Origin of the sequence: Acinetobacter sp. YH12068_T, assembly GCF_024606005.1 — a bacterium.
Classification (GTDB): domain Bacteria; phylum Pseudomonadota; class Gammaproteobacteria; order Pseudomonadales; family Moraxellaceae; genus Acinetobacter; species Acinetobacter amyesii.
The window spans coordinates 1,111,075-1,135,804 of sequence record NZ_CP094555.1 but is presented as its reverse complement, the minus strand read 5'-3'; the positions used below and the strand labels follow the sequence as shown (position 1 = coordinate 1,135,804).

Below are 24,730 nucleotides of genomic sequence, written 5' to 3'. Positions count from 1 at the left end.
TACTTAGCCAGTTTTTAATACACAGTAAATGAATAATTCTTAAGGTTGAATTACATGTTCGTTCGCACCATGCTCGCACTGAGCCTAAGTTGCATATTTGCTGGTACAGCTATTGCCGCATCTACTGCTGAACAACCATTAACGCCAAAAAAAGTGACTAATGTTGCAGTTCAGGATCCCATTGATCCGTTAGCGACTGAAGCTTCATCTGCAACTAGCCAGATTAGCGCTCAAGAACAAGAAGATCTGAACCAAGCATCGCAAACTTTAGACAGCCTGCAACAATCAGAAGATGTCAAAGCCGACATTGGTGCTGCACCTGCTACAGCGACTGCTACAACTCCAACATCAACTTCGCCTGCTGCCAAAGTTGCTTGGGGTTTAAATGACCTAAATAATGCTCAGTGGTATGACAACATTGGTAAAGGTCAATTCCCTGTTTATGCACGTGCGCATGTCATGCTCAATAATGCACATGCTTCACCGGGTGCAATTGATGGTACCAGTGGTAAAAATACCCTAAAGGCGATCGCTTCATTCCAACAAATGAATGGGTTGAAACCTACAGGGACTTTAACTAAAGAAACTTGGGATGCGCTGATTGCGAAACAAGGTTCTAAACCTGCATTCATTGAATACACGTTGACTGATGCAGACTTGAAAGGTCCTTATGCAGCATCAATTCCACACGACTATGCATTACAAGCAAAAATGAAAGGCTTGTACTACACACGTGTGACTGAAATGTTAGGTGAAAAATTCCACATGGACGAAGACTTTTTGAAAAAGTTGAATCCAAAAGCGACATTTAAAAAAGCTGGTGAAAAAATCTTAGTAGCGAATATTCGTAACGAAGTTCCTGAAGATATTCACCTGATCGTTGCACATAAAGGCGCGAAACAACTTTACTTGTTTAATAGCCGCAACCAAATGATCGGTTCATTCCCGGCAACGATTGGTAGTTCAGATACACCATCACCTACAGGTACATATAAAGTAACAGGTGTTGCACCAAACCCTTGGTACAGCTACTCACCTTCTAACTTTGTTCAAGGCAACAACAGAAAACCATTGTCTTTACCACCTGGTCCAAATGGTCCTGTTGGTAATATCTGGATTGGTTTGAGCAAAAAATCATTTGGTATACATGGTACTCCGAACCCATCTGCAATCTCTAAAACTGCGTCACACGGTTGTATTCGTTTGACCAACTGGGATGCAAATGACTTAGGTAAGAAAGTGAAATCTGGTGTGACTGTTAAATTCTTAGAATAATTTTAGTCATATTTAAAAAAGCCTGCTTCTTGCAGGCTTTTTTATAGTTGCGCCTTTATGCATAACAAAAGACTCAATCTTGGCTGAGCGTTGCAAAAATAGGATGAATTGTCGCTAAAAAACTATATATCCCTATTTAGTTCAATCCTAAAATAGGCATATGTTCAATAATTAAGATAAGGATGAATGCCATGAATGCTTTTTTACATCCAAGTGAAAACCGTGGTCACGTAAAAATGGGCTGGCTTGAGTCTAAACACAGCTTTTCTTTTGGTAACTGGTATGACCCGAAATACATGGGCGTTAGTGCGCTTCGTGTAATTAATGATGACTTAATTGCAGCACATGAAGGTTTTGGTCAACACCCACATGACAACATGGAAATTTTGACCTGTGTGTTAAAAGGCACCATTACGCATAAAGACAGCATGGGCAACCATGGTGGCATTTCTGCGGGTGAATGGCAGCTGATGAGTGCCGGTACAGGTGTTCGTCATAGCGAAATGAACCAAGGTGACGAAGATGTGCATTTACTACAAATTTGGATCGTTCCAAATGAACGTAATGCTGAACCGACCTATCAACAAATTAAATGTGATCCACGTGATCAACCCAATCAATGGCATTTAATTGTCGGTCCAAATGACAATGCACCGATGCATATTCGCCAGCAAGCGGAAGTTAAATCTGCATTTTTGACGAAAGGTCAATCTTTAGATATCCATGCAACGCAGCATATCAACTATATCCATGTTATTTCAGGTTCAGTGCAAATTGCTGAACATAAAGTTGAAGCTGGTGGTGCAATTGCGTTCTTAGAAGATAGCCAAATTGAAGCACTTGAAGATGCTCAAGTGATTTGGTTTGATTTACCCGAAGTAAAATAATTAAAAGCCCTCAAATGTGAGGGCTTTTTTATCCAGCTTGGCTAAGGCGTTCACTGCGTTTATATAACCACATCAACACTAAAGACGGAATAATAAATCCAGCAGCAAGCATGGCTATATGTTTTATTGGAAATGTGCATGGTGACATTTGTAGTGCCAGTAAAGCGAAGAAACTGAGCTGCCAAGTTATGTTTTCACCTTTTTGAGCATGCTTTTTATATTCATAAGCCAATATATGGCAGCAAATCCAATGTCAAAGACCTAAGATCAAGTACCCCATTCCCCCATAAGTCTAAACCAAAGACAATTTTGCAAAAATATAAGTTCATATCTGCATAATACTGAAGGATATCGTCGAAAAATGCAGAAAACATGACAAGACTCTAATTGTCGCAATATGCTTATCTTTAGCCCCAAATATGTATTTTAAAGAATAAAGCAAATTACCTCCCTCACGAGAGAGTGATCCAAATCTATAAAAGTTAAATTAAAATATAAGTATGGAAATGTTTGAAGATTTGAATTTACTTGTAAAAGGCGAAATTACCCGTTTACCTTATAAAAATTAGTAACACAAAATGCCATTAAATCATCTGACCTTGCGTACCAAAGCCTGAATAAAGTTTTTGCTATAGCCATGCTCTGCAATAGCAGCAAGCCATTATCGAGGAGATTTTGACAATTTTCTAAATTTTGATCTGCTTAGGACATGGTTTAACTAAGATAAACTGAGAGTTAAATGAACAGATGCTCAGTTAATTCATAAACGATTTTTTTTTATTTTTAGTAAATCTTAAATTTAATACGCCATAGCCCTGATTTAATTTAAAACAAAGACATAAAATATGAAGATTAAATACATCTAAATGCATCTTAAGTGTTCCAATAAAAAAACCTCGATCAAAGCCATTTTGCTTTAACAGAGGTTTTAGCTTGTTGGATATCGATCAGAAGTTAAAGCCAATATTTAAATTGACGCGATACAGCCATTTATCGCTATTTTCAGATGTTGCTGAAGTAAAGCCTGTGCCATTGGTTGCCCCACCAATAATATTGGCATTTTTGCCCCAAGTATAATCTGCCCACACCATAAATGGTGTAGCGATAAACATTGCACCTGTGGTATTCATTTGCGAAGCTGACCAGTCACTGCGTTCTTTGTCTAAATAACTGTAGTCATTGTAAAAACGAATGGCTTTGAGTTTACCCATATTTTGAACAGGTAATGTATATGCCAAATTGACGCTTGAAACTGTACCTTCAGAGGCAATGAAATAGGCTGGTGTTAAACCATTTGCGCCCATCAAGGTCATGTCATTACTTACACCTTCAGGGTTTTCAGCATCATATTGATAATGAATCACCGAAGACTGTAAATTCCAACGTTGGTAGTTGCTGTTGGTATGAATCCCAGCGGCATAATAACTACCTTCATCGCGGGTCGTTTTGTTATGCAATAGTGCGGCAGATCCAGATATACCGACCTCGTGTTTCCCGATTTGATCATTACCGAATTTACGTACAATACGAGTATTCAGCTGATTGTGCTTTTCGTTTTGATAAGCAGCTTGAAAGGGTAAATGATTCTCTGAAAGATCATCATAAGTTGCAGATTCAGGTGAATAGCGTAAATTGGTTTCCAACATACGTGGGTAGTAACCAACTTTCACATCCCATTCAGGATTGTTGTAATTCCAGTTAATCCCCGGCGCGATGTTGTTGCCATAGCCCAAGAAGAACGGGATATGATAGGTCCAACCATTTTGCGGATATGGATAAAGCGCAAATGGCTTATAGACAAAACCTGCTTCGATGCTGTTGTTTTTGTCTAGGTTATAACCCACATAGGCTTTTTCAATTGAGGTTTTTTCCTGATCTTGAATTAAATAGCTCGCATTCAAATAGGCATCACCTGATTTGCCTTTTAAGTCGATACGGAAAATATCAAAATCCAGTTTGCCTATGCCGCGTTTATCACTTGGCTCCCACTGTTCATAACGATGATTAAAACGTAAAGCTCCACCCAATTTAAACGATTGTGTGCCATCGTCGCTTTTCCACTCTAATGGATCCTCTTTGGCTTGAACGCTAGCGGCAGCTGCGCTCAAAGACAGCATCATCGCTGTTATCAATATGGTTTTATTCATCTCAAGCACCTGTCCTTATTTTGTTTTGCATGCAAAACTTTGTTTATTTCCATATTTAACTAAAAAAAATTTATTTAGCAGTCACTGCGAACTTCATTTGCAATTAAGCAATGTCTTGCAGCGGTGCTTCGAAGTTTCGAACTTCCGAGATTAAATTTTCAAAAGAAAAGACTTCTTTCAATTGCTCTTCCGTCATCAATCCCTGAGACAGCACCACTTCTTGAATGGTTTTGTTTTCAGCAATACATTGTTTACCAATGGCATCACAGCGGTCATGTCCAAGAATTGGATCAAGCAAAGTCACAATGCCAACACTACGCATGACCATGTCATAGGCTTGTTGTTCATTGACTTGAATGCCTGCAAAACATTTTTCATCCAAACTGCTGATGCCATGTTGAAGCAATTCAATCGATTCATTCAGTGACAACGCAATCACAGGTTCCATCACGTTCAACTGTAATTGTCCTGCTTCAGCTGCCATGCTGATGGTTAAATCATTACCCATGACTTTAAAGGCAATTTGATTAACCACTTCAGGAATCACTGGGTTCACTTTGGCGGGCATAATGGATGAACCTGCTTGCAATTCTGGTAAGCGAATTTCGGCCAGCCCAGTACGTGGACCTGAGCTGAGTAAACGCAAGTCGTTACAGATTTTTGATAGTTTGCATGCCAGACGTTTTAGGGTACTTGAAATCAGAATGAATACGCCGCAGTCACTGGTGGCTTCAACATAGTCTTCGGCGCCTTTGACTGGTAATCCAGTGAGTTCAGCTAAACGTGCCGTAATATGCTGCGCATAACCTTTAGGTGTATTCACCCCTGTACCAATTGCCGTTGCACCTAAGTTGATTTCCAATAAAAATTCACGCATTTTCTTAATCAAACGCATATCTTCATTCAGTAAAGTGGCAAAGGCTTGAAACTCTTGTCCCATGGTCATCGGAACCGCATCTTGCAACTGTGTACGGCCCATTTTCAACACATGTTTAAAATCAGCTACCTTCGCACGAATGGTTTGAATCAATTTATCCAGTGCTAAAAGCAGGTCTTCTATACGGTGATATAAACTGATCCGTAGTGCTGTTGGATAAACATCGTTGGTCGATTGGGATTTGTTGACGTGGTCATTCGGATGCAGAATCGAGTAACTCCCCTTTTGCTCCCCCAAGTATTCCAAACCAATATTGGCAATGACTTCATTACAGTTCATATTGACCGATGTACCTGCCCCACCTTGGTAACAGTCAATTGGAAATGACGCTGCCCATTGCTGTGGCTGTTCAATCAATTGATCAGCTGCATATTCAATGGCTTTAAGCTGTTGCTCACTGATTTTTTTATAATTAAAATTACTTTGTGCAGCTGCTTTTTTGACAAAGCCTAAAGCACGAATAAAATGCAGTGACTGTCCAACCGTTAAATGGGAAATTTTAAAATTTTCTAATGCACGTTGGGTATGAATGCCGTAATACGCACTAAATGGCACTTCTTTAGCACCCAGTAAATCATGCTCAATCCTTGTTTGCATATCCACTCACCTTGTTTTGCTCTACCTTAGTCTGCTGAACTCAGGTTTTATGTCCTTTGACTTTACATGTCGTCTGACTGTAACTCAGGTGCAATTCCCCTTCGGGGAAATTACACCGTTCAATTTCATTCACTTTTGTTTGATCAAAAGGGTTTTAGACTTTACTGATCCAATTCGGATGGATTAGTACAATTTCTTCTGTGGTGGACCCGCAAATTTCAATGGACCAATTGCGTTCATATCAAGCTCAATAACCGCTGGACCATTCAAATCAATGGCTTCTTTGATTGCAGTTTTAAACTCTTCCGCGCTCGCTACTTTCCAGCTCTTCACACCCATTGAATCACCAAGCAATTTGTAGTCTGGCGTATGCAGTTCGTTATAGTATTGACGACCGCCAAAGTAGTTATTTTGAATGCCACGCATGACGCCATAACCACCATCATTCATAATCATCAGCACCATATCGGTGTTTTCTTGCGCCATCGTCGCAATTTCACCAATACCCAGCATCAAGCCACCATCACCCACTAAGCCCACAACTTTTTTGTCTGGGTTAGCAATCGATGAACCAATGGCATGTGCAAGACCCAAGCCGATTGCACCAGCCAATGAGTGGATGTTTTTGTTCGGTGTTTGTACTGGGAACAAACGGCTGCCCCAAGTACTGCCTGACATGGTGATGTCACGAACAAAAATACCGTCTTCTGGTAATGCTGCACGTAAGTGATCACAAATTAATGCGTATTGATCCATTTGCGTACGTAGTGCATCTACCGCATGTTCACGCGCAGCCTTAACATCTGCATCATATGCAGCATCAATTTTGCTTAGGCCATTCAATGCGCTAATGACACGTGCAAAAGTATCTTTGGTATCTGCACATACAAATTGTGAAATCTTGTAGTTACGTTGCTGTGCAACTGGATTTGCATCAATTTGGATGATGTTTTCAGGGAATTCAACTGAGTAAGTCTTGGTTTCATTACTGCGTAAACGTGAGCCTGCAACAATCAATAAGTCCGCCTCTTTCATCAGTTTTTCAACGGCTGCAGAGTTATGGAATGCACGTAAGCTACGTGGATGATCATCTGCCAATACACCGCGTGCATGCGTAGATGAAACAACTGGAATACCTAAGTCAGCCAGCGCTTTCACTTCTGCAACTGCATTTAACGTACCGCCACCAATCCACAGTAATGGACGTTTCGCCTTTTTCAATGCATCTGCAATCATGTTAATTTCAGCATTTTCCGCTTGCGGCAGTTGCATGGCTTTTACTGGGCCAAGATTGGCTGGCAAATCAATTTCAGCCGCTTGCACATCAATTGGAATTTCTACACTGACTGGCCCCATAGGCACAGTCGTCGCAACGCGAATCGCTTCACGAATAACACCAACAGCATTGTCTGGGCTGGTAATACGAAAAGCCGCTTTGCTTGATGCTTTTAAGAAAGTCAGTTGATCTTTAGTTTCATGAATAAAGCTTGCATCGCGATCTAAATATTCACGTTCCACTTGACCTGTTAAATGCAACACTGGACTGCCTGCATTCATTGCTTCAATCAGTGAACCCACAGCATTACCTGCACCAGCACCAGTACTGGTCAAAGCTACACCTAAACCTTTAAAGCGTGCATGTGCGTCTGCCATAGTGACAGAACCTGCTTCACCACGCGCTGCGACAAAGCGCATTTTTTCACGGCGGCCTACGGCATCTGCAATAGGCAAGTTGTGAATAGAAATCACGCCATACATGCTGTCTACATTATGCTGTTCTAAAACTCGAGCGATTGCTTCGCCTACATTTACACGTTCAGTCATTGTTCTTTCCTTAAATTCTTGAATTTTTGATTACTAATTTTTTGAGTCTGCTAGTCCGACCATGGATTGGCTTGCTCGTTTAAACCTAGATAAATACTTTTTTGCTGCATATAAGACAGGATACCGAGACGGCCTTTTTCACGGCCAATTCCACTGTCTTTAAAACCACCAAAAGGTGCGCTGATGGAGAATTTTTTATAGGTGTTAATCCACACCGTACCGACTTCCAGCAAACGGGCAATTTTCCATGCTTTACGGTAGCTTTCTGTCCAAATCCCTGCCGCTAAACCAAAACAGCTATCGTTGGCTTGCTCGAATAAATCTTTTTCATTGTCGTATGGCATAACGACCAACACAGGGCCAAAAATTTCTTCTTGGCAGGTTTGCGCGCTGTTGCTCAAACCCGTGATGATCGTCGGTTTGTAGAAACTGCCTTTGGCAAATTCACCTTCAGTGATCGCTTCACCACCCGTAACAACCGTACCGCCTTCAGCTTTGGCTAATTCCACATACCGATGCACAGATTCCAAATGCTTTTGGTTAATAAGTGAACCCATATGTACATTTGGCTGTTCAGGATGGCCCACGCGTAAACCTTCAGTGATTTCCACTAATCGCTTTAAAAATTCGTCATAAATGGAAGCGTGAATAAACAAACGCGAACCCGCAATACACGCCTGACCTGCTGAACTGAAAATACCGTAAGCAATACCTTTGGCTGCAATTTCAATATCTGCATCTGGCAGTACAATTGTTGGCGATTTTCCGCCTAACTCTAAAGACGTGGTAATCAGCTTTTCAGCAGCAATATGCGCCAAGTGACGGCCAGTAGATGTACCGCCCGTAAAAGAAATTTTGCGTACTAAAGGATGTTGGGCAATAGCATCACCAATCACTGAGCCGCGTCCAACCAACACACTCAAAATGCCTTTTGGTAAGCCTGCTTCTTCAAAGATTTTTGCCAACTCCAAAGCAATTAATGATGTCGCTTCAGCTGGTTTTAAAATCACCGCGTTACCTGCTGCAATAGCGGGTGCCAATTTTTGCACTTCACTGGCAATTGGAGAGTTCCAAGGGGTAATCGCTGCCACCACACCTACAGGTTCATACACACTCATGGTCAAAAAGTCAGATGCACGCTGCGTGGTCAATTCTTCATTAAAAGTTTCACAAGCTGCGGCATTAAAGCGCGCCGTTGCTGCTGCACTCATCACCAAAGCACGTGTTTCGGCTAAAGGCTTCCCGTTGTCACGAGTTTGCAATTTAGATAATTCATCTGCGCGGGCTTCAATAATATCGGCGACACGGTACAAAATTTTTGCGCGCTCATGCGGCAAAGAATTGCGCCACGCTGGCTTACGCCAAGCTTGATCAGCCTTTGTAATCGCTTCTTCAACATCGTCCAACGTTGCGGTAGAAATTTCCGCATTGACTGAATTGTCTGCTGGAAAAACACTTTGAATCACGTTGCCGCGGCCTAAACGCCATTCACCTGCAATATAAATTTCTTTAACCATGGCACTCACCAAATTCCTTTTAAATCTGAATCGCATCTACGCTGTTGCGGCATGCACGGATCACGCTCAATGCTGCCAATGTTGATGTTTTGGGATTGCTCTCCAAAGGCACACCAATCATTTCAATACTCATTTGACCAAACCGCCCTTGGGCAATAATGGTATGTTTGTTTTGGTTAATATGTGGATCGACCGTTAGCTCAACCATGGTTTCATCCATGCCGATACCCGCCAATGCAATGGTGGCAGCCACGTTGGCATTGGCTGGAAAATGCAATGCCGCTTCACGCGCAGTACCGGTATAAAAAACGGTGGCTTCAGTCACTTGATCTAAATCAATGAGCTTTTCTGCATAACTGCCACGCCAACTGTTTGGACTTTTGCAGCCTTTATAAGTGACCTTTTCCAATCCACCTTCTTTGGCCGCTGAAATGCCGTCAATTCCTGCAATCGCACCTGCCAGTAAATGAATGTGTGCACCCGAATGTTCAGCGGTATTTTGCAACTCTTCAAAGAAAGCGCTGTCAGCCAAAGTGCCCACAGAGATCAGGCCAATGTTCCAGCCTTTTGCTAAAACTTTCGTGGCATGTTCTTTCACCGCAGCTTGGCCTGCCACTTCAATCACATAGTCGGGCGTGCCATCACAATCGTCGATATCGGAAATGACCTGCACATCTGCGGCAAGCGCGTCCTGTACACTGGCAATACTGCGCTCTGGTACCACCACCCATTTCAATTTAAGGTCTTTGGGCAAATGGCTGCGAACCTCATTGGCCATTGCGCCAAAACCAATCATCATCAGCTGTTTCATATGCCCACCTTATAAATGCTTGTTAAAGCCGCCAGAAACATCGATTGCGGAACCTGTGGTATATGACGCCATTGGCGATGCCAAGAAAACCAAAGCGCGCGCGGGCTCTTCAGGTTTGCCTAATCTCTCCATTGGAATACCTCGTTTTTTAGCGATATTGCCAATCCATTCTTCCCACGTTTGATTTTGATCAGAACGGGCTGCAAAACGGCGTTTCCACTGTGCAGATTCCACCATGCCCAATAGGATTGAGTTGACACGAATACCGTATTGAGAAAATTCATGCGCCAATGAATGGGTTAAATTCAACAATGCTGCACGTGCAGATGAGGTCGCTATCATGTGCGGTTCAGGCTGCAACGCTAGTAATGAATTGACATTGGTAATCGATGCACACTCTGACTGCTGCAATGCCGGCAAAAATGCGCGGATAGGATGCAGCACACTGAAATATTTCAATTCAACTTCTTTCAGCCAATCTTCATCCGCAGTATTTTCGAAGTTTGAAACACGACCTTGGCCTGCGTTATTAATTAAAATATCCACGCCACCAAATTCTTTTTGAACTTGATCTGCAAATTTTTTCACATCAACTTTATCTAAAACGTTGCAAGTTGAGGTAAAGACTTTGGCATTTGGGTACCGTGATAAAACCTGTGCTTTTGACTCATTCAAACGCTGTTCGTCACGACCACACCAAGCAACTTGTGCGCCTTCGGCTACCAAAAGCTCAACCGTTGCCAAGCCAATACCAGACGAGCCACCGGTGACTACTGCTTTTTTGCCTTCTAATTGGAAGCTCATTTTCCTATCTCACATCCGTGCGTCATGTAGCGACAATAAAATTTGGTTAAATTGCGCTGCTTGATCCAAATAACTCAAGTGGCCTGCAGCGGCAATTTCGTAGCATGGATTCAACTGAAACTGATCCGCCAATGCTTGAATATCCTGTGGAGGCGTTATGCCATCCGCCATGCCTTTAATCACATGAATATTGTACTGTTCTGGGTTTAAATAACTTTGAATCGCGTCATAGGCCAAAAGATACGATGCATCAGTAAAGCCTTCTAATTGAATGTTTTGCATCACTGTTTCAATCAGCGCTAATGCCTCTGCTGAAGCATTAGCAACCAAATGCGGCCCACGTGATTGCGCCATGCCTGATGCGCCTAAGGTCTGCAGCATTTTTGGACGCTTTTCAAAGACATCCTGCTGCTTTTGTGCATCACTACCTTTATAACCCTGCGCTGCATTGGCAAGGACCACTGCATCTACCATGTCTGGATAGCGTGCATTAAAGGCTGCTGCCTGCATTGCACCTAAAGAATGACCGACCAAAATCATTTTGTTTTGATCCGGAGCTGATCCTAAGTTCAGGCCTAATGCAGTCAACATGCCTTTTAAACGCTGTGCATAATCTTCTGCATTCGGCTGTTCTGCAGCTAAAGGATCTGACTGGCCATAACCCGGTGCATCCCATGCAATCACATGAAAATGATGACTCAAATCTTGCAACTGCTTGACCCATGAACCTGAACCCGAACTGATGCCATGCAGCAAGACCAGAACTTTGCCTGCGCCTGCCTCACGGTAAGATTGCTGTACACCGTCAAACTGAACGGTTTTTAATTCAAACTGTGCCAATTGCTCAACTAAAGTCATCTCTTTTCTTCCTAAAATTAACGCTTGATTTGAGACAGAGGGTGTTCAGGCGGATAGTTCGGAATCGTCGGCTTGCCAGTACCTAGCATTACGCACATTAGGGCATCTTCACTTCCTGGGTTAAATAAGCCGCGGTAAATCCCCGGTGGAATTGAAATCAAGTCACGTTCTTTTAAGCGGGTTGAAAACTTCTCGCCTTCATGTTCGATAAAAAGATCAATTTCACCACGCAGCATAAAGAACACTTCTTCTACATCGTGATGAATATGCAACGGACCTTCGCACTGCGGTGGCAAGACCATAGTTGAAAAGGTAAAGTTTTCTGCAGGCACCGTATTTCCATCATTTGCTACACCTGTTGCACCTGTCCCCATATAACGCATTTGCGCACGACGGTATTTCGGGTCGTAATCTGCTTGAAATTTGAGTGCATCATAATCGTATTGACGCGTTTCAAAGCGAGCGATGCGTCCGCCAATCCATTCTTCTAATGTTTGACCTTCAGGCTGTTTCCAAGATTCAAATTGCTGTACAGACATGATTCTCTCCTTATTTCAGCTCACTGCGATTTCATAAAAGTGGAGCTGGATCTGATCTAAATTGTTCTTACCGTCAGCACCAGTTGCTTTAAGCGTCATGACGGTCATGTATATCGGTTAAATAAAAGTAAGGGCTGATTTCTTGGCTTTAACTTTGGCTCAAGCCTTAATAACGTTTCAGCAATGGCGCGAGGAAGAAGGAACCGATCACGGCGACTGCTGCCAAGAAGGTAATGCCAATATTGAAACTACCGGTTTGCATTACGATCGCACCAATTAATACCGGTGCCGCTGCACTGGCAAAGTTACCAAGACCATTGAAAATACCGCCTGCTGTTGCGCCTACGTCTGCTGTAGTAATACGTGCTAACAATGCAAATACTGCTGCTACACCGAAGCCCCATGCCATAGCACTTAGAGACATCGCTAGAATCACCATCACAGGATCAGTTGCAATCACCATGGCATACATGAATATCCCTGCAATCAGTAAGCCACCGCTCACTTGAATCGCACGTTTGCCCATTTTGTCCGAAAGGAATGCACCAGCGACTTCACCCACTAACATCGCAATGAATGGAAGACTTGAGTAGGCACCGAATTCTTTTAAGTTAAAGCCTTTGTCTTGAATTAAGTAAGAAGGCACCCAGCTGTTTAAACCCCAGAGGTAAGTCATCAATGCAATGTTAAAGATGCACAGTAACCAGAATGAACCGTTGCTTAGCAAAGTTTTGGTATGCGCCACATGGGTACGGAAATTTACGCGTTTACCAACACCTTCCAAATCCACTGTGCGTTTCAACTGTAAGTTACCTAGGCCATACACAATCAGTATCAATACAATGAAGGTCAATGCCCCCATGACAAAGAACGTGGTGTGCCAGTCATAGTGCGCCAAAACAAATGCAGTAATCGGAAAGCCTAGGAATGCGCCAATTGGAGTTCCGAGGAGGAACATTGTCGAAGCACGCGCTTGCTGACGGTCGGTATAGGTTTGTTTCACAATGGTATAAGCCAAAGCAAACAATGGGCCTTCAGCTAAACCGAGCAGAACGCGCAGCGTCATCATCGTAGAATAATCTGTGGTGAAACCCATCAAAAACATCAATAGGCCCCAAGACGTCACACTCCAAAACAGCATTTTTTTAGGACAAAAAATATCGCCTAAAAAGCTCAGAAACATTGACGAAAAACCGTAAGCTAGCAAAAAGCTTGTCATCAGCCAGCCTAGTTTTGCCTTGTCCTGTGCAATGCCCATCGCATCTTGAAACGTTGCATCTGAAAACAAGACAGCAATACTAATTTTGTCAAAGAAAGCCAGTACCACGCAGATCATTAAAATGATCGCTGGGGTCCAATGCTTTAATCCTGTTTTTGCATCATTATCCATGGGTAAATCCTTTCATTCATGGGCTAATATTTTTTAAACGCTTATTTCAATTTCATTAAATTAAAGTCTGGATCTTGCAATTGAGCTGGATCCAATTCGCGCTGGCTGGCCATCCATCGTTTTGCCAGTTTGATTAATTTTGAATCATTCACTGCGATCATATTCAGCAGCTGTTGATTTGCATCTAAATAGAAAAAACTGATTTGCGTTTCTGTAGTTTTACGAATCACCACCTGATGAGTTTTTTCAGGCTGATAAGTCCCTAAAATCTGAATGTTGCATTGATACTGATCTGACCATAACCAAGGTATATCCTGATAGGCTGTCATCTCACCCAACATTGATTTTGCTGCAGAAATAGCCTGATTTTGCGCATTCGCCCAAGACTGAATGCAGTAACCGAGTGATGGATGAATAGCCACATCACCTGCAGCATAGATATCTACATCTGAGGTTTGTCCATATTCATTTACCACAATGCCATCTTTAACTTCGAGTTCAGCTAAAGTAGCTAATTCTTTTGCAATTTCTGCACCTGCGCCGACCACCACACAATCAAACTGTTTTAATTTAATGTCTGCATCAAATACTTCAACATGATGATCTGCAGTTTCAATCAAATGCAATTTGGTCGCATTTAAATGAATCGCTGTACCATTGCTTTCATGCAAGTGCTTGAGAAAATCAGAGACTTCTGGGCTGACACTGCGTGCGCAAAGGCGTGAACCGTATTCAAAAATTTCGACCTGCTTGCCCTGCTTACGCGCAGTCGCAGCAATTTCTAGACCAATCCAGCCACCGCCAATCACGGCAATATGTTCTGCAGCTTTAAATTTTTCTGTCAGCTTTTGGCAGTCTTGAATATCACGCATGGTGTATACATTCTGCATGCTCGACCAAGCTGAAACAGGAATACGCGCTCGGCTTCCTGTCGCAATCAGCAATTTGTCATAAGGCAAAACTTTGCCGCTTTCCAAATGCACGGTTTTATCCGCTTTATCTAGTTTGACCGCATGATCTGGCTTGTGCCAAGTCACTGAAAAATCATTCACCTGCTCCTGAGAAAACAGATTCAAGCTTTCTACTTCTGCTTCTTGTGACAGCACTTGCTTTGACAATGGTGGACGTTCATAGAACACCTGCTCTTCATTTGAAACTACGTGAATTTCACCGTCAAAGCCTTGACCACGTAAAGTATGTACTGCCCATCCTGCAGCTTGGCCTGCACCGACAATCACTATTCTGTTCATGCTGATCTCCTTATCACCATTTACCTTAGGCAGGCTTTACTTGACGGCGGGTTTCATGGTCCAAACCACCTTCAATTGCCCATTCGGTAAATAATTCCAAGCTGTGCTCTTCTACACGCGGCTGCCATGCTTCAGTTAGGTAATCATCATTGGTGTAGTACTCAAAAGCACCGCCCAATGGTGAGTTCACATACCAAAAGTAAGCCGATGATATTGGGTGACGACCCGGACCAATAAAGGTTGACCAGTCTTGACGATTCATACTTAAACCGCCGCCAATGACTTCATGAATATCACGGACCACAAATGCGACATGGTTCAAGCCCGCTGGTTTATTCGGCACGGACAATAAGAACAAATCATGATGGAAACCTTCGCCGCGGCAGCGTAAGAATGCACCGCGCTTACGGTAAGCATCGGATAAATGGAAGCCAACTTTCTCAATATAAAATGCTTGTGTCGTTTCCAAATCTGGTGTGAAAAACACCACATGACCAATGGCTACCGGTTCTGCTTTTTCATACACAGGACTAGCTGCATTCACACGCTGTATATTGCCAAATTGGTTAATGCCTTCTGTTTTTGCTTCTGGCAATGCATGCGTTATGCTTTTTTCAAACACAATGGTCATGCCGTTAGGATCGCGGCACTGCACATGCGATGCTGAACTTGCAAAACCCGGCTCATTGGCTAAATTTGCTTTTAAACTGTCAAAATCTTGATCATTTTCAACACCCCATGTTACTTCACGTAGTGTTGAACCGGCTTCAATGGCTGGCGGTAAACGTGCATCAGAGGTATCAAAAAGATACAGTTTGCTGCCATTTTGCGTTTGATATAAATCTGTACCATCAATATCTGTTGCCACCGACTTTAAGCCAAAATCAGCTAAAAATGTCTTTGCCTCTTGGCGGTTTTCGACACCAAATTTAAGGACTTCAATTCCTGTAATCATGTCTTGCTCCTTAATTAAATACGAAACCGCCATTCACAGGAATATTCTGTCCGGTCACAAAAGATGATAAATCTGAAAGCAGATAAATCGCTGTGCCGTTCACATCCTGCGGAAGTTGTTGACGCTGTATTGCTCTTCCATTCACATACAAATCATGGCGTGATTGCGGGACATATTCTGTGGCTTCGACCAGTGTTAAACCTGGGCTGATGGTATTCACACAGATATTATCTGCGCCTAACTCACTTGCCATTGAACGGGTCATCGAAATAATGGCGCCTTTACTTGCAACATAAGCCATCAGCTTTGGTGCGCCCCACAGCGCTGTATCGGAAGCAATATTGATAATTTTGCCCTGTCCTGACGCTTTTAAATGTGGTACGCAAGCTTGAGAAACCAACCAAGTGCCTTTAACATTGACAGTCATCACACGGTCCCAAAGCGCTTCGTCATAGCTCATCATATCTACACCGCCCACCCCTGTCGCCAAAGCAGCACAGTTGATCAAGCCATCCAATCCACCTAAAACACCTACGGCAATTTGTACGGCATTTTGAATCGAATTTTTATCGCTCAAATCAATCATGACAGATGAGACTTTTAAGCCATTTTTCGCCAAGCTTTGCGCTTCATCATGCACTTGATCTGCCAAGATATCAGCCATCACCACCGCAGCGCCTGCTTCAGCAGCCGCTTGGGCGAAATCAAGTCCTAGGCCGCGCGCAGCTCCGGTAACCAAGATGCGCTTGCCGGCTAAAATCTGCACATTAGCCATTTGACGCTTCCTTCATTTCAATGCGATTTTCATCTTTCACTTCACGCAGCGCTAAGATTTTTTTGATTTGCTTTTCCGCCTCTTTTTTCATCAGGCGGCGTAAGCGAGATAAGCCTACATCGTGCTGATAAAGGAATTCGTGTTGACGTGCATTGGGCGCCATGTTTTCTAAGATAATGCGGTCTTGTTCCAGTACATCCCAGTGCAATTGCTCAAGATGGTTACGGTACAAGAAGCGCCATACATTACGCTGCCAGCCAGAGACTTTACGGCAGCGCCAGAAAAATACGCGCGTGTTGTCGGCATCAATTGGAGTTGCAAAACCGACAATCCAAAACTCACCACCCGGACCAAAAGACTTACGGTAAGGAATTGATAAACGCAACCATGCTGCACCCGTTTGACCATATTCAACCCAGTCAAAGTTCACACCAGTTTGGCCTTCTTTTTCAAAGACAAAACCATCTTGGGTTGCGCGGTGCTTCATTTCTGCTGTACGTTCACCTTCCGCCATCGAGTGCGATGTGCAATGAAGGTATGTGCCGTGCATCGGGTCCATCACGTTATCAATGGCATATTGATGATTCACTTTCCAATCCGCCATACATAAGAATGAGCTCCACTCATCACTTGATAGCTGATCGGGCAAATTAAGTTCCGCAGGCGCTTCTGCAGCATCAAGACCAAACCAAATAAAGATTGCATCATTCATTTCTTTGACTTGATATGATTTTACGCAGTCGCTGCCTTTGAGCGGGCAATCATGGACTGCTGGCACATCTTCCACCACGCCGTCATGACGCACTTCTACACCGTGATACCAGCAAGCGACGCGGTTACCCAGATTCCAACCTAGCGATAAACGTGCACCACGGTGCGGACAGCGGTCTTCCAGTGCATGTACAGCGCCTAGCTCATCGCGCCATACCACAATATTTTCGCCTAAACGGGTAATCCCAACAGGATTTGAACCTACTTCCCAGCTTGCCAAGACTGGATACCATTGATCACGCAGACCAAGATCCAAATATTGTTCTAAATTAATTTCTGCAGTCATGATGAAATCCTTTTCTTAATAGCCTAGACGCTGCATTTCTTTCGAGAAGCTCTCAGTGGTCCAAACCTCTCCTGCTACTGTTCTAAACCCTTGCTGATTCAGTGCATCGGTTAATGCATCCAGTTCTGTCACATCGTTATTGAAGGCTTGAATTAAATGCTGCACAAAATCCAATTCATATTGGCTCGGCGCGCGGCTGCGGTTTTGCCAAACCAAATGTTCAACCTGACCCGGAATTTGAATATTGTTAATGCCTGCGTCATTCGAAGGCGTTGCGTTAATCCATTTAGCTAGCTTTTCGTTAAATGCTTTCATGTGAATATTTCCTTTTCTTCCTTCAGCCTTAGAGTTGAATTTGAACTTCACCGTTTTCAACGCGTACTGGGTAAGTACATAAATCTCTGCAACCAGGGCCACTTTCCAAAGCCCCTGTTTCCAAGTTGAAAATCGCTTCATGCAGCGGGCATTCAACTGTCAGTCCTTCAATGAAGCCTTCTGTCAGTAACGCAAATGCATGCGGGCAGACGTTTTCAACCGCGAAATAATTTTCTTCGATAAGAAAGACACCGATCTTTTTGTCTTCGACTTCAACCGCTTTTGGCTCTTCATCAGCGACTTCATTCACTTTGCAAACAGATATCCAGTTCATATGCTCATCTTCCATGTTTTATATGCAAAACAATATTTAATATTTGAAACATTATGAATAGAATAATGCGTGAGCAATTTAATTGTCAATTTTTATAAATTTATATATTTCATAAAGATAGTTAAAAAACACATTTTGCAATGTTTTATTTACAAATAAATGTTTTATATATAAACATTGCGATCTCATTTTTAGGCCGCTAAAATAGCCCCAATAGGTTATTTATTTTTATATAAACTTAATCAAAGATGAGCTTGGCAAATGAATTCAATTAATAACGATGCCTCTTTAGAGAAAGAAACTGAATCTTCCAATGAGGAGCGCTATTTAGTCCCAGGCTTAATTCGTGGCTTGGCCATTTTAAAATTATTCGATCAACATCATCAGGAAATGACCATTTCTGAAATCGCGGAAAAAATAGATGTAAACCGTTCCAGCGCTTTTCGTTTAATTCACACCTTAGAGCACTGCGGCTACCTGCGAAAAATGTCGCAAAAAACCTATGCGCTCAACAGCAATGTGATGGAACTGGGCTTTAACAGCTTATCTAAATCATCACTGACCGATTTGGCTGCGCCGATCATGCGCGAACTGCGTGACCGAATTAAAATTGCGGTGCATTTATCGGTCTTAGAAGGCACAGATATTGTTTTCGTCAGCAATGTTCAGTCCAATGGTCCATTTACCAGTACCGTGCATATCGGCACACGCTGGCCTGCACATGCAACGGTGATTGGTCAATTGATTTTGTCGCAACTTTCGGAAGCTGAAGTCATCAAGCGTTATGAAAATATTCAAGATTGGAAAATATTTTCGGAACGTACACCGCGTAATATTGAGGCTTTATTAGAACGACTACGTGAAGTACGCAATCAGCCATTTATGGTGAGCTGGGGACATTTCAATACAGATATGGCCGCTTGTGCTGCGCCTATATATAGTCAGGCAAGTGGGAAAATGAGCGCTATTTTGTCGGTCAGTTGCCCTTTGAGCACCTATACAGAAGCTCAATTCCGTGGAGAAGTTGCCAATACCGTCATAGAATGTGCCGATAAAATTTCAAAATTCATTTACGTCTAAATAGATGGAATCACTTTAAACATCTCGAAATCAAGCATTTCGAGATATTCTTAAATGACACTCAGCATCTAATTATCTAGATAAGATTCATCAATCAAAGGTGATTTTATTCTATTGCTGATGCAATCTATCTAATCAGCCTTCAGTTTCCACGCGATAAAAATGATTTTGCATAAAGACGCCAAACATAGAAGCAAATAATTGCCGATCTTGTTCAGCTTGAAAGATGCCCCCGAAATAGTCCCGATCTGTGGTTAAAATTAAATCTAAGAATGTTGCCTGCTTGGGAACGGCACCCTTTCTTTGGCAATATGCAAAATATGCACTGACATCTTCAAATAAAATCCACCACTCCTGTGGACTTCCAATCTGAACGCCACCTAATGAATGCTCTAGATCAAACATCGCATTAAGCAGATATTGAAAATTTTGCTTTGAACTTTGAAATTGAAATCTCGGATAATCTGTTGTTAGATTTAAATCGATCAAATGTAAATGGACGCTCCGAGCACGCTCTAATCTACTTTTAACTTTTACATATTGTTGATAACGACGTCGATCTTTTGCTGTGACCAAAGTTAAACGAGACAAATCCATATTGTCGTGTAAATCACTGAGTTTTACTTCACACGCAATTGCATTTTTAGCAGTACGCTGCGCAGCTTGAAATCGGTTCTCACCGGCTGTTTTAGTCAGTGCTAGTATCGCGTCGATAATATGGGCTTGAAAACCCATAGCACGAAGCTCATCCGTCGTTGTCGCAGTATCTTCTAAAATGTCATGTAATACAGCGACGATTTTAGCATCGGGATGTTGCACATTTTGCATCACACGAAGTGGATGCTGAATATAAGCTTGACCCGCTTTATCGACTTGTCCGAAATGGCGTTCAGTCGCCAATGAAATCGCGTTTTCTAAAGTTGAAATAAAGAATCTCCCCTTCGTGGTCTTTTTTATTTTTCTCCATCATATTAACCAATGAATACATCTATTTATAGCTCTAAGTACGCCCCTAACGACACAGATTGACTCGTAAAATACATATCTACCGTGAATTATCGTGAGCTAGATCTTTTGCAAATAGTTCTATGCCATTCGCGCCAACATTTCCAAAGTAATTTTTTTCACCTCTTCTTTACTTTGCTGAATATGGCTGCGCATTTTCTCTAATGCCGCTGTCACATTATGCCCAAGGATCAATTGTAAAATCTGTTGATGCTCTGCATAAGTGGCTTCAATTCGATAATCTTTAGAAAAATCTAAACGGCGAATAATACGGATTTTTTCACTGACGTCTCGATGCACCTTTGCCATTTCACTATTACCGATTGCTTCAAGCAATTGGCAGTGAAATGCTTCATCTTGCATCGATAAAGTTTTTAAATCATGCAAAAACTGCTCAGGCGGAATACACCACACATTTACTAAGTCCTGTAAAGCCTGTTTGAGCTGCTCTGATTCCATTTTACAAAGCTGCTCAATGGCATAGCATTCCAGCAAAATCCGTAAATCGTACAGTTCTTCGTAGGCTTTAAAATTGAGTGGCTTCACTTCCCAACCGCTGCGAAAATGCACCCTTACATAACCATCTTGCTGTAAACGGTATAAAGCCTGCCGTACGGGTGTACGGCTGACTTCATACAATTCTGCAATTTCAGATTCGGTAAAACGTGCACCAGGTTTGAGCTGAAAATCAAAGATATCGTTTTTTATTTTTTGGAAAACCAGCTCAGACAAGTTGTCTGAGCTTTTCCCAACAATAGCTGAGCTCATGTTTATTCCATATAAACTAGCGGTTCACCGCTATGTACCGTTTGTCCTGCACGGCAAATAATCGCTTTCACGATACCATCATCATCGGCATAGACTGGAAGCTCCATTTTCATCGCTTCAATAATGGCTACAGTCTCACCTTTCTTCACAGACTGTCCAGCTTCGACAAAAATTTTCCAAATGTTGCCGGTCATCGATGCATTTAAAGCTGCATACTGGCTATAGTCGGTATCATCTTGCAGGATTTCCATTTCCGCAGGTGCATCAAACTCATCTTTCCAGCGTTCAACTTCAGTTGTAAATGCCTGCTGCTGCTGTGCTTTAAATTCGGCAATACTGTCCTTCTCTGTTTCCAAAAAGGCTTGATAGGCTGCAAAATCAAATTCAGTTTCTTCAATTTTGATTTCCGCCACACCATTGGCAAAGTCAGCACGGAATTGATCCAGTTCAGCTTCGGTTACTTCATAATATTTAATTTGATCAAAGAAGCGTAAGAACCATTGCTGATCGCCAAACTGTTTGTTCTTTTTAAACTTATTCCAAATAGGCAGTGTACGGCCAATCAATTGATAACCGCCTGGTGAGTCCATGCCATAGATACACATGTACATACCGCCAATACCCACTGTGCCTTCCGCGGTAAAAGTACGTGCAGGGTTGTATTTCGAGCTGAGTAAACGATGACGCGGATCAATTGGCACTGCACAAGGTGCAGTTAAATACACATCGCCCAAACCTAAAATTAGGTAATTGGCATCAAAAAGAATGTCTTTGACTTGCTCACGACTGTCTAAGCCATTAATGCGCTGAATGAAATCGACGTTATTTGGCAACCAAGGCGCTTTGGCACAGACACTTTCTTGATAACGTTCCACAGCACCTAAAGTGGCCGAGTCCTCAAATGCCATCGGCAAGTGAATAATACGGGATGGAATTTTGATTTGGCTCAAATCCCCCATCTTATTTTCCAGCCCCAATAAGAATTGAATCAAATTCGCTTGGCTGAAACGCAATCCATCATATTTAATTTGCAGTGAACGCACACCCGGAGAAAGCTCTAAAATGCCATCAATGTTCGCTTTACGAATGAGCTGCATCAGTCGATAAACACGTAAGCGTAATGCTAAGTCGAGAACGTTTTCGCCATATTCCAGCAAGATATAACTGTCACCTGCCTGACGATAGACCGCTTTTGGCGCATGTGCATCCGCTTCACGCACAGCCAATATCCCTTCAGGCTTGCATTCAAAATTGACCAACGCTGACTTTTCAGGTGCTTGAGCAAAGTTTTGGATATCGGCAATTTGCTGAACTTCCAATGCATTGGCTTGTTCAACACTCATCGGATAGAAACTAATGCTGTCATCTGCCTTAAGTTGACCAATTTTCCAAAGTTCAGCTTTGGCAATTGTCACTGGGCAAACAAAGCCACCGAGGCTTGGGCCATCTTTAGCCAAAATCACGGGAAAATCACCAGTGAAGTTAATCGCCCCAATAGCATATTCACAGTCATGCACATTGGATGGATGCAAACCTGCTTCACCACCATTTTCACGTGCCCAGCTTGGTGTCGGGCCTGTTAAGCGAATGCCTAAACGGTTTGAGTTAAAGTGTACATTCCATGTTGAAGCAAAAAATTCTTCAATATATTTAGGTTTAAAGAAATCTGGTGCACCATGCGGGCCATAGAGCACACCAATTTTCCATTCTTTGCCATAGCTTGGAATACGCTCTGCAGCTAAAGCTTGCGGTGCTGCTGTTGCAATTTCCAATCCATCTAAAGGCAAGCTTGGATTGACCATTTTAATCATGTCACCTGCACGCAGGACTCGCCCTGCATGACCACCAAAATTACCCAATGCAAAGGTTGAGCGGCTGCCTAGATATTCAGGCACATTTAGTCCGTTGCGGATTGCAAGATAAGTACGGCAACCCGACTCAACTTGTCCAAGTACTAATGTTTGCCCTGCTTTGATGCTGATCGGTTGCCAAAAATCGACATTCACACCATCTAGAGTCGCGCTACATGGCGCACCTGCAATGGCTACAATGCTATCGGCATGAAATTTCAGGCTTGGTCCTTGTAAGGTAAACTCAAAACCTGCTGCCGATTTTGGATTACCGACAATTTGATTGGCCAACTGAAATGCATAATCATCCATCGGGCCTGATGGCGGTACGCCGATATCCCAATAGCCTACACGCCCCGGATAGTCTTGAATCGAACTTTGCGTGCCCGGTTGCAGCACTTCAATTACATTTGGCACGTATTTAAAATCATCCAGTAGACGTGTCCAGATTTGCATATTTTCAAAGCGTGCATCTGATACTACGGTATGTGCATAGTCTAAGTTGGTACTGATGCCATTCAGGCGGGTTTCAGCCAAGGCTGTTTTTAGCTTAGCAATCGCACTGTCTCGGTCTGCCGCATGCACAATAATTTTGGCAATCATCGGGTCAAAATATTGTGAAATTTCAGTGCCTGTAGATACCCAGGTATCTACACGAACGTCTTCAGGGAAATATACATCCGTGAGTACACCCGGACTTGGCTGGAAGTTTTTCACTGGATCTTCCGCATAGATTCGCACTTCAATGGCAGCGCCATTGGGCTGAATATTGCTGAGTTTTTCCCAATCTAAAGCATCACCTGCCGCCACTTTGAGCATGTATTCAATCAAATCTAAGCCAGTCACCATTTCAGTGACTGGATGTTCAACCTGCAAACGGGTATTCACTTCAAGGAAATACACTTCATCACGGGCAGCATCATAGATAAACTCAACTGTACCTGCACTGCGGTATTTCACCAATTGACCGAGCTCTACAGCAGCACGGTGCAATTTTTGACGGGTCGCTTCAGGTAAATGTGGTGCCGGTGTTTCCTCCACCACTTTTTGGTTACGGCGCTGCAATGAACAATCACGCTCACCAAAGGCAACGACTTGACCTAAACCATCACCAAAAATTTGTACTTCTACATGACGGGCTTTATCGACAAAACGTTCGAGAAACACGCCTGCATCTTTAAAGAACTGCTCGCCTAGACGCTTTACACTTTCATACGCATCTTTTAATGATTGCTCATCATCACAGCGGGTTAAACCAATCCCGCCACCGCCTGCGGTACTTTTCAGCATGACGGGATAGCCAATCTCTGCCGCAGATGCGAGTGCTTCATCTAAACTTGCCAATAAACCTGTGCCCGGTGTCATGGGCACATTGGCTGCCGCAGCCAATTCACGTGCACGATGCTTCAAACCAAACTCTAAAATTTGTTCAGCCGTTGGCCCCATAAAGGCGATACCATTTTCCTCACATGCACGGGCAAAATCAGCACTCTCAGACAAAAAACCATAACCTGGAAATATTGCTTCAGCGCCAGTTTGTTTGGCTGCTTGAATCAATTTTTCAATACTTAAATAAGTCTCTGCAGGTTTGATGCCCTCAAGTGAAACCGCCACATCTGCATCTAAGACATGTTGTGCATAACGGTCTGTCTCTGAATATACGGCAACCGACTGAACACCGAGTTTCTTTAATGTACGAATCGCACGAACAGCAATTTCACCACGGTTTGCAATTAAAACTGTTTTAAACATGAT

The 24,730-nt window shown here is 42.8% G+C and carries 21 protein-coding genes and 1 pseudogene; 3 read left to right on the top strand and 19 right to left on the bottom strand.

Annotated elements, in window-relative coordinates; genetic code table 11:
• Positions 1-54: 54 nt before the first annotated feature.
• Complete coding sequence (locus tag MST18_RS05580; protein ID WP_078191979.1) at positions 55-1,275, top strand: L,D-transpeptidase; 1,221 nt, start codon at positions 55-57, stop codon at positions 1,273-1,275.
• Positions 1,276-1,466: 191 nt separating this feature from the next.
• Entirely contained in the window at positions 1,467-2,162 is a 696-nt protein-coding gene (locus MST18_RS05575; RefSeq protein WP_180132867.1) for a pirin-like bicupin family protein, read from the top strand.
• Between the two features lie 28 nt (positions 2,163-2,190).
• Here MST18_RS05575 and MST18_RS05570 read toward each other — a convergent pair whose 3' ends face one another.
• From MST18_RS05570 to MST18_RS05495, 16 genes are all read right to left on the bottom strand, one after another.
• On the bottom strand, positions 2,191-2,394 hold the full coding sequence (locus tag MST18_RS05570; RefSeq protein ID WP_180132868.1) for a hypothetical protein: 204 nt from the start codon (positions 2,392-2,394) through the stop codon (positions 2,191-2,193).
• 715 nt (positions 2,395-3,109) lie between these two features.
• Positions 3,110-4,309 carry a hypothetical protein gene (locus MST18_RS05565; protein ID WP_218952690.1) on the bottom strand — a complete coding sequence of 400 codons (1,200 nt, stop codon included), beginning with the start codon at positions 4,307-4,309 and terminating at the stop codon, positions 3,110-3,112.
• Positions 4,310-4,412: 103 nt separating this feature from the next.
• Complete coding sequence (locus MST18_RS05560) at positions 4,413-5,843, bottom strand: aspartate ammonia-lyase (protein ID WP_180132869.1); 1,431 nt, start codon at positions 5,841-5,843, stop codon at positions 4,413-4,415.
• A 183-nt stretch (positions 5,844-6,026) separates the two neighbouring features.
• A complete protein-coding gene (locus tag MST18_RS05555) occupies positions 6,027-7,667 on the bottom strand; it encodes a thiamine pyrophosphate-binding protein (RefSeq protein WP_180083995.1) in 1,641 nt (546 codons plus the stop codon).
• A 50-nt stretch (positions 7,668-7,717) separates the two neighbouring features.
• A complete protein-coding gene (locus tag MST18_RS05550; protein ID WP_180083993.1) occupies positions 7,718-9,184 on the bottom strand; it encodes an aldehyde dehydrogenase in 1,467 nt (488 codons plus the stop codon).
• A gap of 19 nt (positions 9,185-9,203) precedes the next feature.
• The gene (locus MST18_RS05545; RefSeq protein ID WP_180076850.1) at positions 9,204-9,995 is read right to left on the bottom strand and encodes an aspartate dehydrogenase; all 792 of its coding nucleotides are present in this window, start codon (positions 9,993-9,995) and stop codon (positions 9,204-9,206) included.
• Positions 9,996-10,004: 9 nt separating this feature from the next.
• Positions 10,005-10,799, bottom strand: coding sequence for an SDR family oxidoreductase (locus MST18_RS05540; RefSeq protein WP_180076849.1), 795 nt, complete (start codon positions 10,797-10,799; stop codon positions 10,005-10,007).
• 9 nt (positions 10,800-10,808) lie between these two features.
• Positions 10,809-11,657, bottom strand: coding sequence for an alpha/beta fold hydrolase (locus MST18_RS05535; RefSeq protein WP_180083991.1), 849 nt, complete (start codon positions 11,655-11,657; stop codon positions 10,809-10,811).
• Between the two features lie 17 nt (positions 11,658-11,674).
• Positions 11,675-12,196 (bottom strand): cupin domain-containing protein, encoded by a 522-nt coding sequence (locus MST18_RS05530; protein ID WP_180076847.1) that lies wholly within the window; start codon positions 12,194-12,196, stop codon positions 11,675-11,677.
• A gap of 166 nt (positions 12,197-12,362) precedes the next feature.
• Complete coding sequence (locus tag MST18_RS05525) at positions 12,363-13,586, bottom strand: MFS transporter (RefSeq protein WP_180101931.1); 1,224 nt, start codon at positions 13,584-13,586, stop codon at positions 12,363-12,365.
• Positions 13,587-13,627: 41 nt separating this feature from the next.
• Positions 13,628-14,836: an NAD(P)/FAD-dependent oxidoreductase gene (locus MST18_RS05520; protein WP_180101932.1), complete on the bottom strand. Its 1,209-nt coding sequence runs from the start codon at positions 14,834-14,836 to the stop codon at positions 13,628-13,630.
• A 25-nt stretch (positions 14,837-14,861) separates the two neighbouring features.
• The gene (locus MST18_RS05515; protein WP_180076844.1) at positions 14,862-15,791 is read right to left on the bottom strand and encodes a VOC family protein; all 930 of its coding nucleotides are present in this window, start codon (positions 15,789-15,791) and stop codon (positions 14,862-14,864) included.
• Between the two features lie 10 nt (positions 15,792-15,801).
• Positions 15,802-16,566: an SDR family oxidoreductase gene (locus tag MST18_RS05510; protein ID WP_180076843.1), complete on the bottom strand. Its 765-nt coding sequence runs from the start codon at positions 16,564-16,566 to the stop codon at positions 15,802-15,804.
• A complete protein-coding gene (locus MST18_RS05505; RefSeq protein ID WP_180120837.1) occupies positions 16,559-17,623 on the bottom strand; it encodes an aromatic ring-hydroxylating dioxygenase subunit alpha in 1,065 nt (354 codons plus the stop codon). Before MST18_RS05505 ends, MST18_RS05510 begins: the two co-directional genes overlap by 8 nt.
• Before the next feature lie 15 nt (positions 17,624-17,638).
• Positions 17,639-17,938 carry a recombinase-like helix-turn-helix domain-containing protein gene (locus tag MST18_RS05500; RefSeq protein WP_180076841.1) on the bottom strand — a complete coding sequence of 100 codons (300 nt, stop codon included), beginning with the start codon at positions 17,936-17,938 and terminating at the stop codon, positions 17,639-17,641.
• Positions 17,939-17,966: 28 nt separating this feature from the next.
• Positions 17,967-18,272 carry a non-heme iron oxygenase ferredoxin subunit gene (locus tag MST18_RS05495; RefSeq protein WP_078190446.1) on the bottom strand — a complete coding sequence of 102 codons (306 nt, stop codon included), beginning with the start codon at positions 18,270-18,272 and terminating at the stop codon, positions 17,967-17,969.
• 261 nt (positions 18,273-18,533) lie between these two features.
• On the opposite strand from MST18_RS05495, the gene MST18_RS05490 reads away from it, so the two are divergent.
• Positions 18,534-19,352: an IclR family transcriptional regulator gene (locus tag MST18_RS05490; RefSeq protein ID WP_180120835.1), complete on the top strand. Its 819-nt coding sequence runs from the start codon at positions 18,534-18,536 to the stop codon at positions 19,350-19,352.
• Between the two features lie 516 nt (positions 19,353-19,868).
• On the opposite strand, the pseudogene MST18_RS05485 reads toward MST18_RS05490, so the two are convergent.
• From MST18_RS05485 to uca, 3 genes and pseudogenes are all read right to left on the bottom strand, one after another.
• A pseudogene (locus tag MST18_RS05485) lies at positions 19,869-20,279 on the bottom strand (guanosine-3',5'-bis(diphosphate) 3'-pyrophosphohydrolase); the annotation flags it as partial.
• Positions 20,280-20,438: 159 nt separating this feature from the next.
• Positions 20,439-21,125: a GntR family transcriptional regulator gene (locus MST18_RS05480; protein ID WP_180076839.1), complete on the bottom strand. Its 687-nt coding sequence runs from the start codon at positions 21,123-21,125 to the stop codon at positions 20,439-20,441.
• A gap of 2 nt (positions 21,126-21,127) precedes the next feature.
• On the bottom strand, positions 21,128-24,727 hold the full coding sequence (uca, locus tag MST18_RS05475; RefSeq protein WP_180132870.1) for an urea carboxylase: 3,600 nt from the start codon (positions 24,725-24,727) through the stop codon (positions 21,128-21,130).
• Positions 24,728-24,730: the final 3 nt, after the last annotated feature.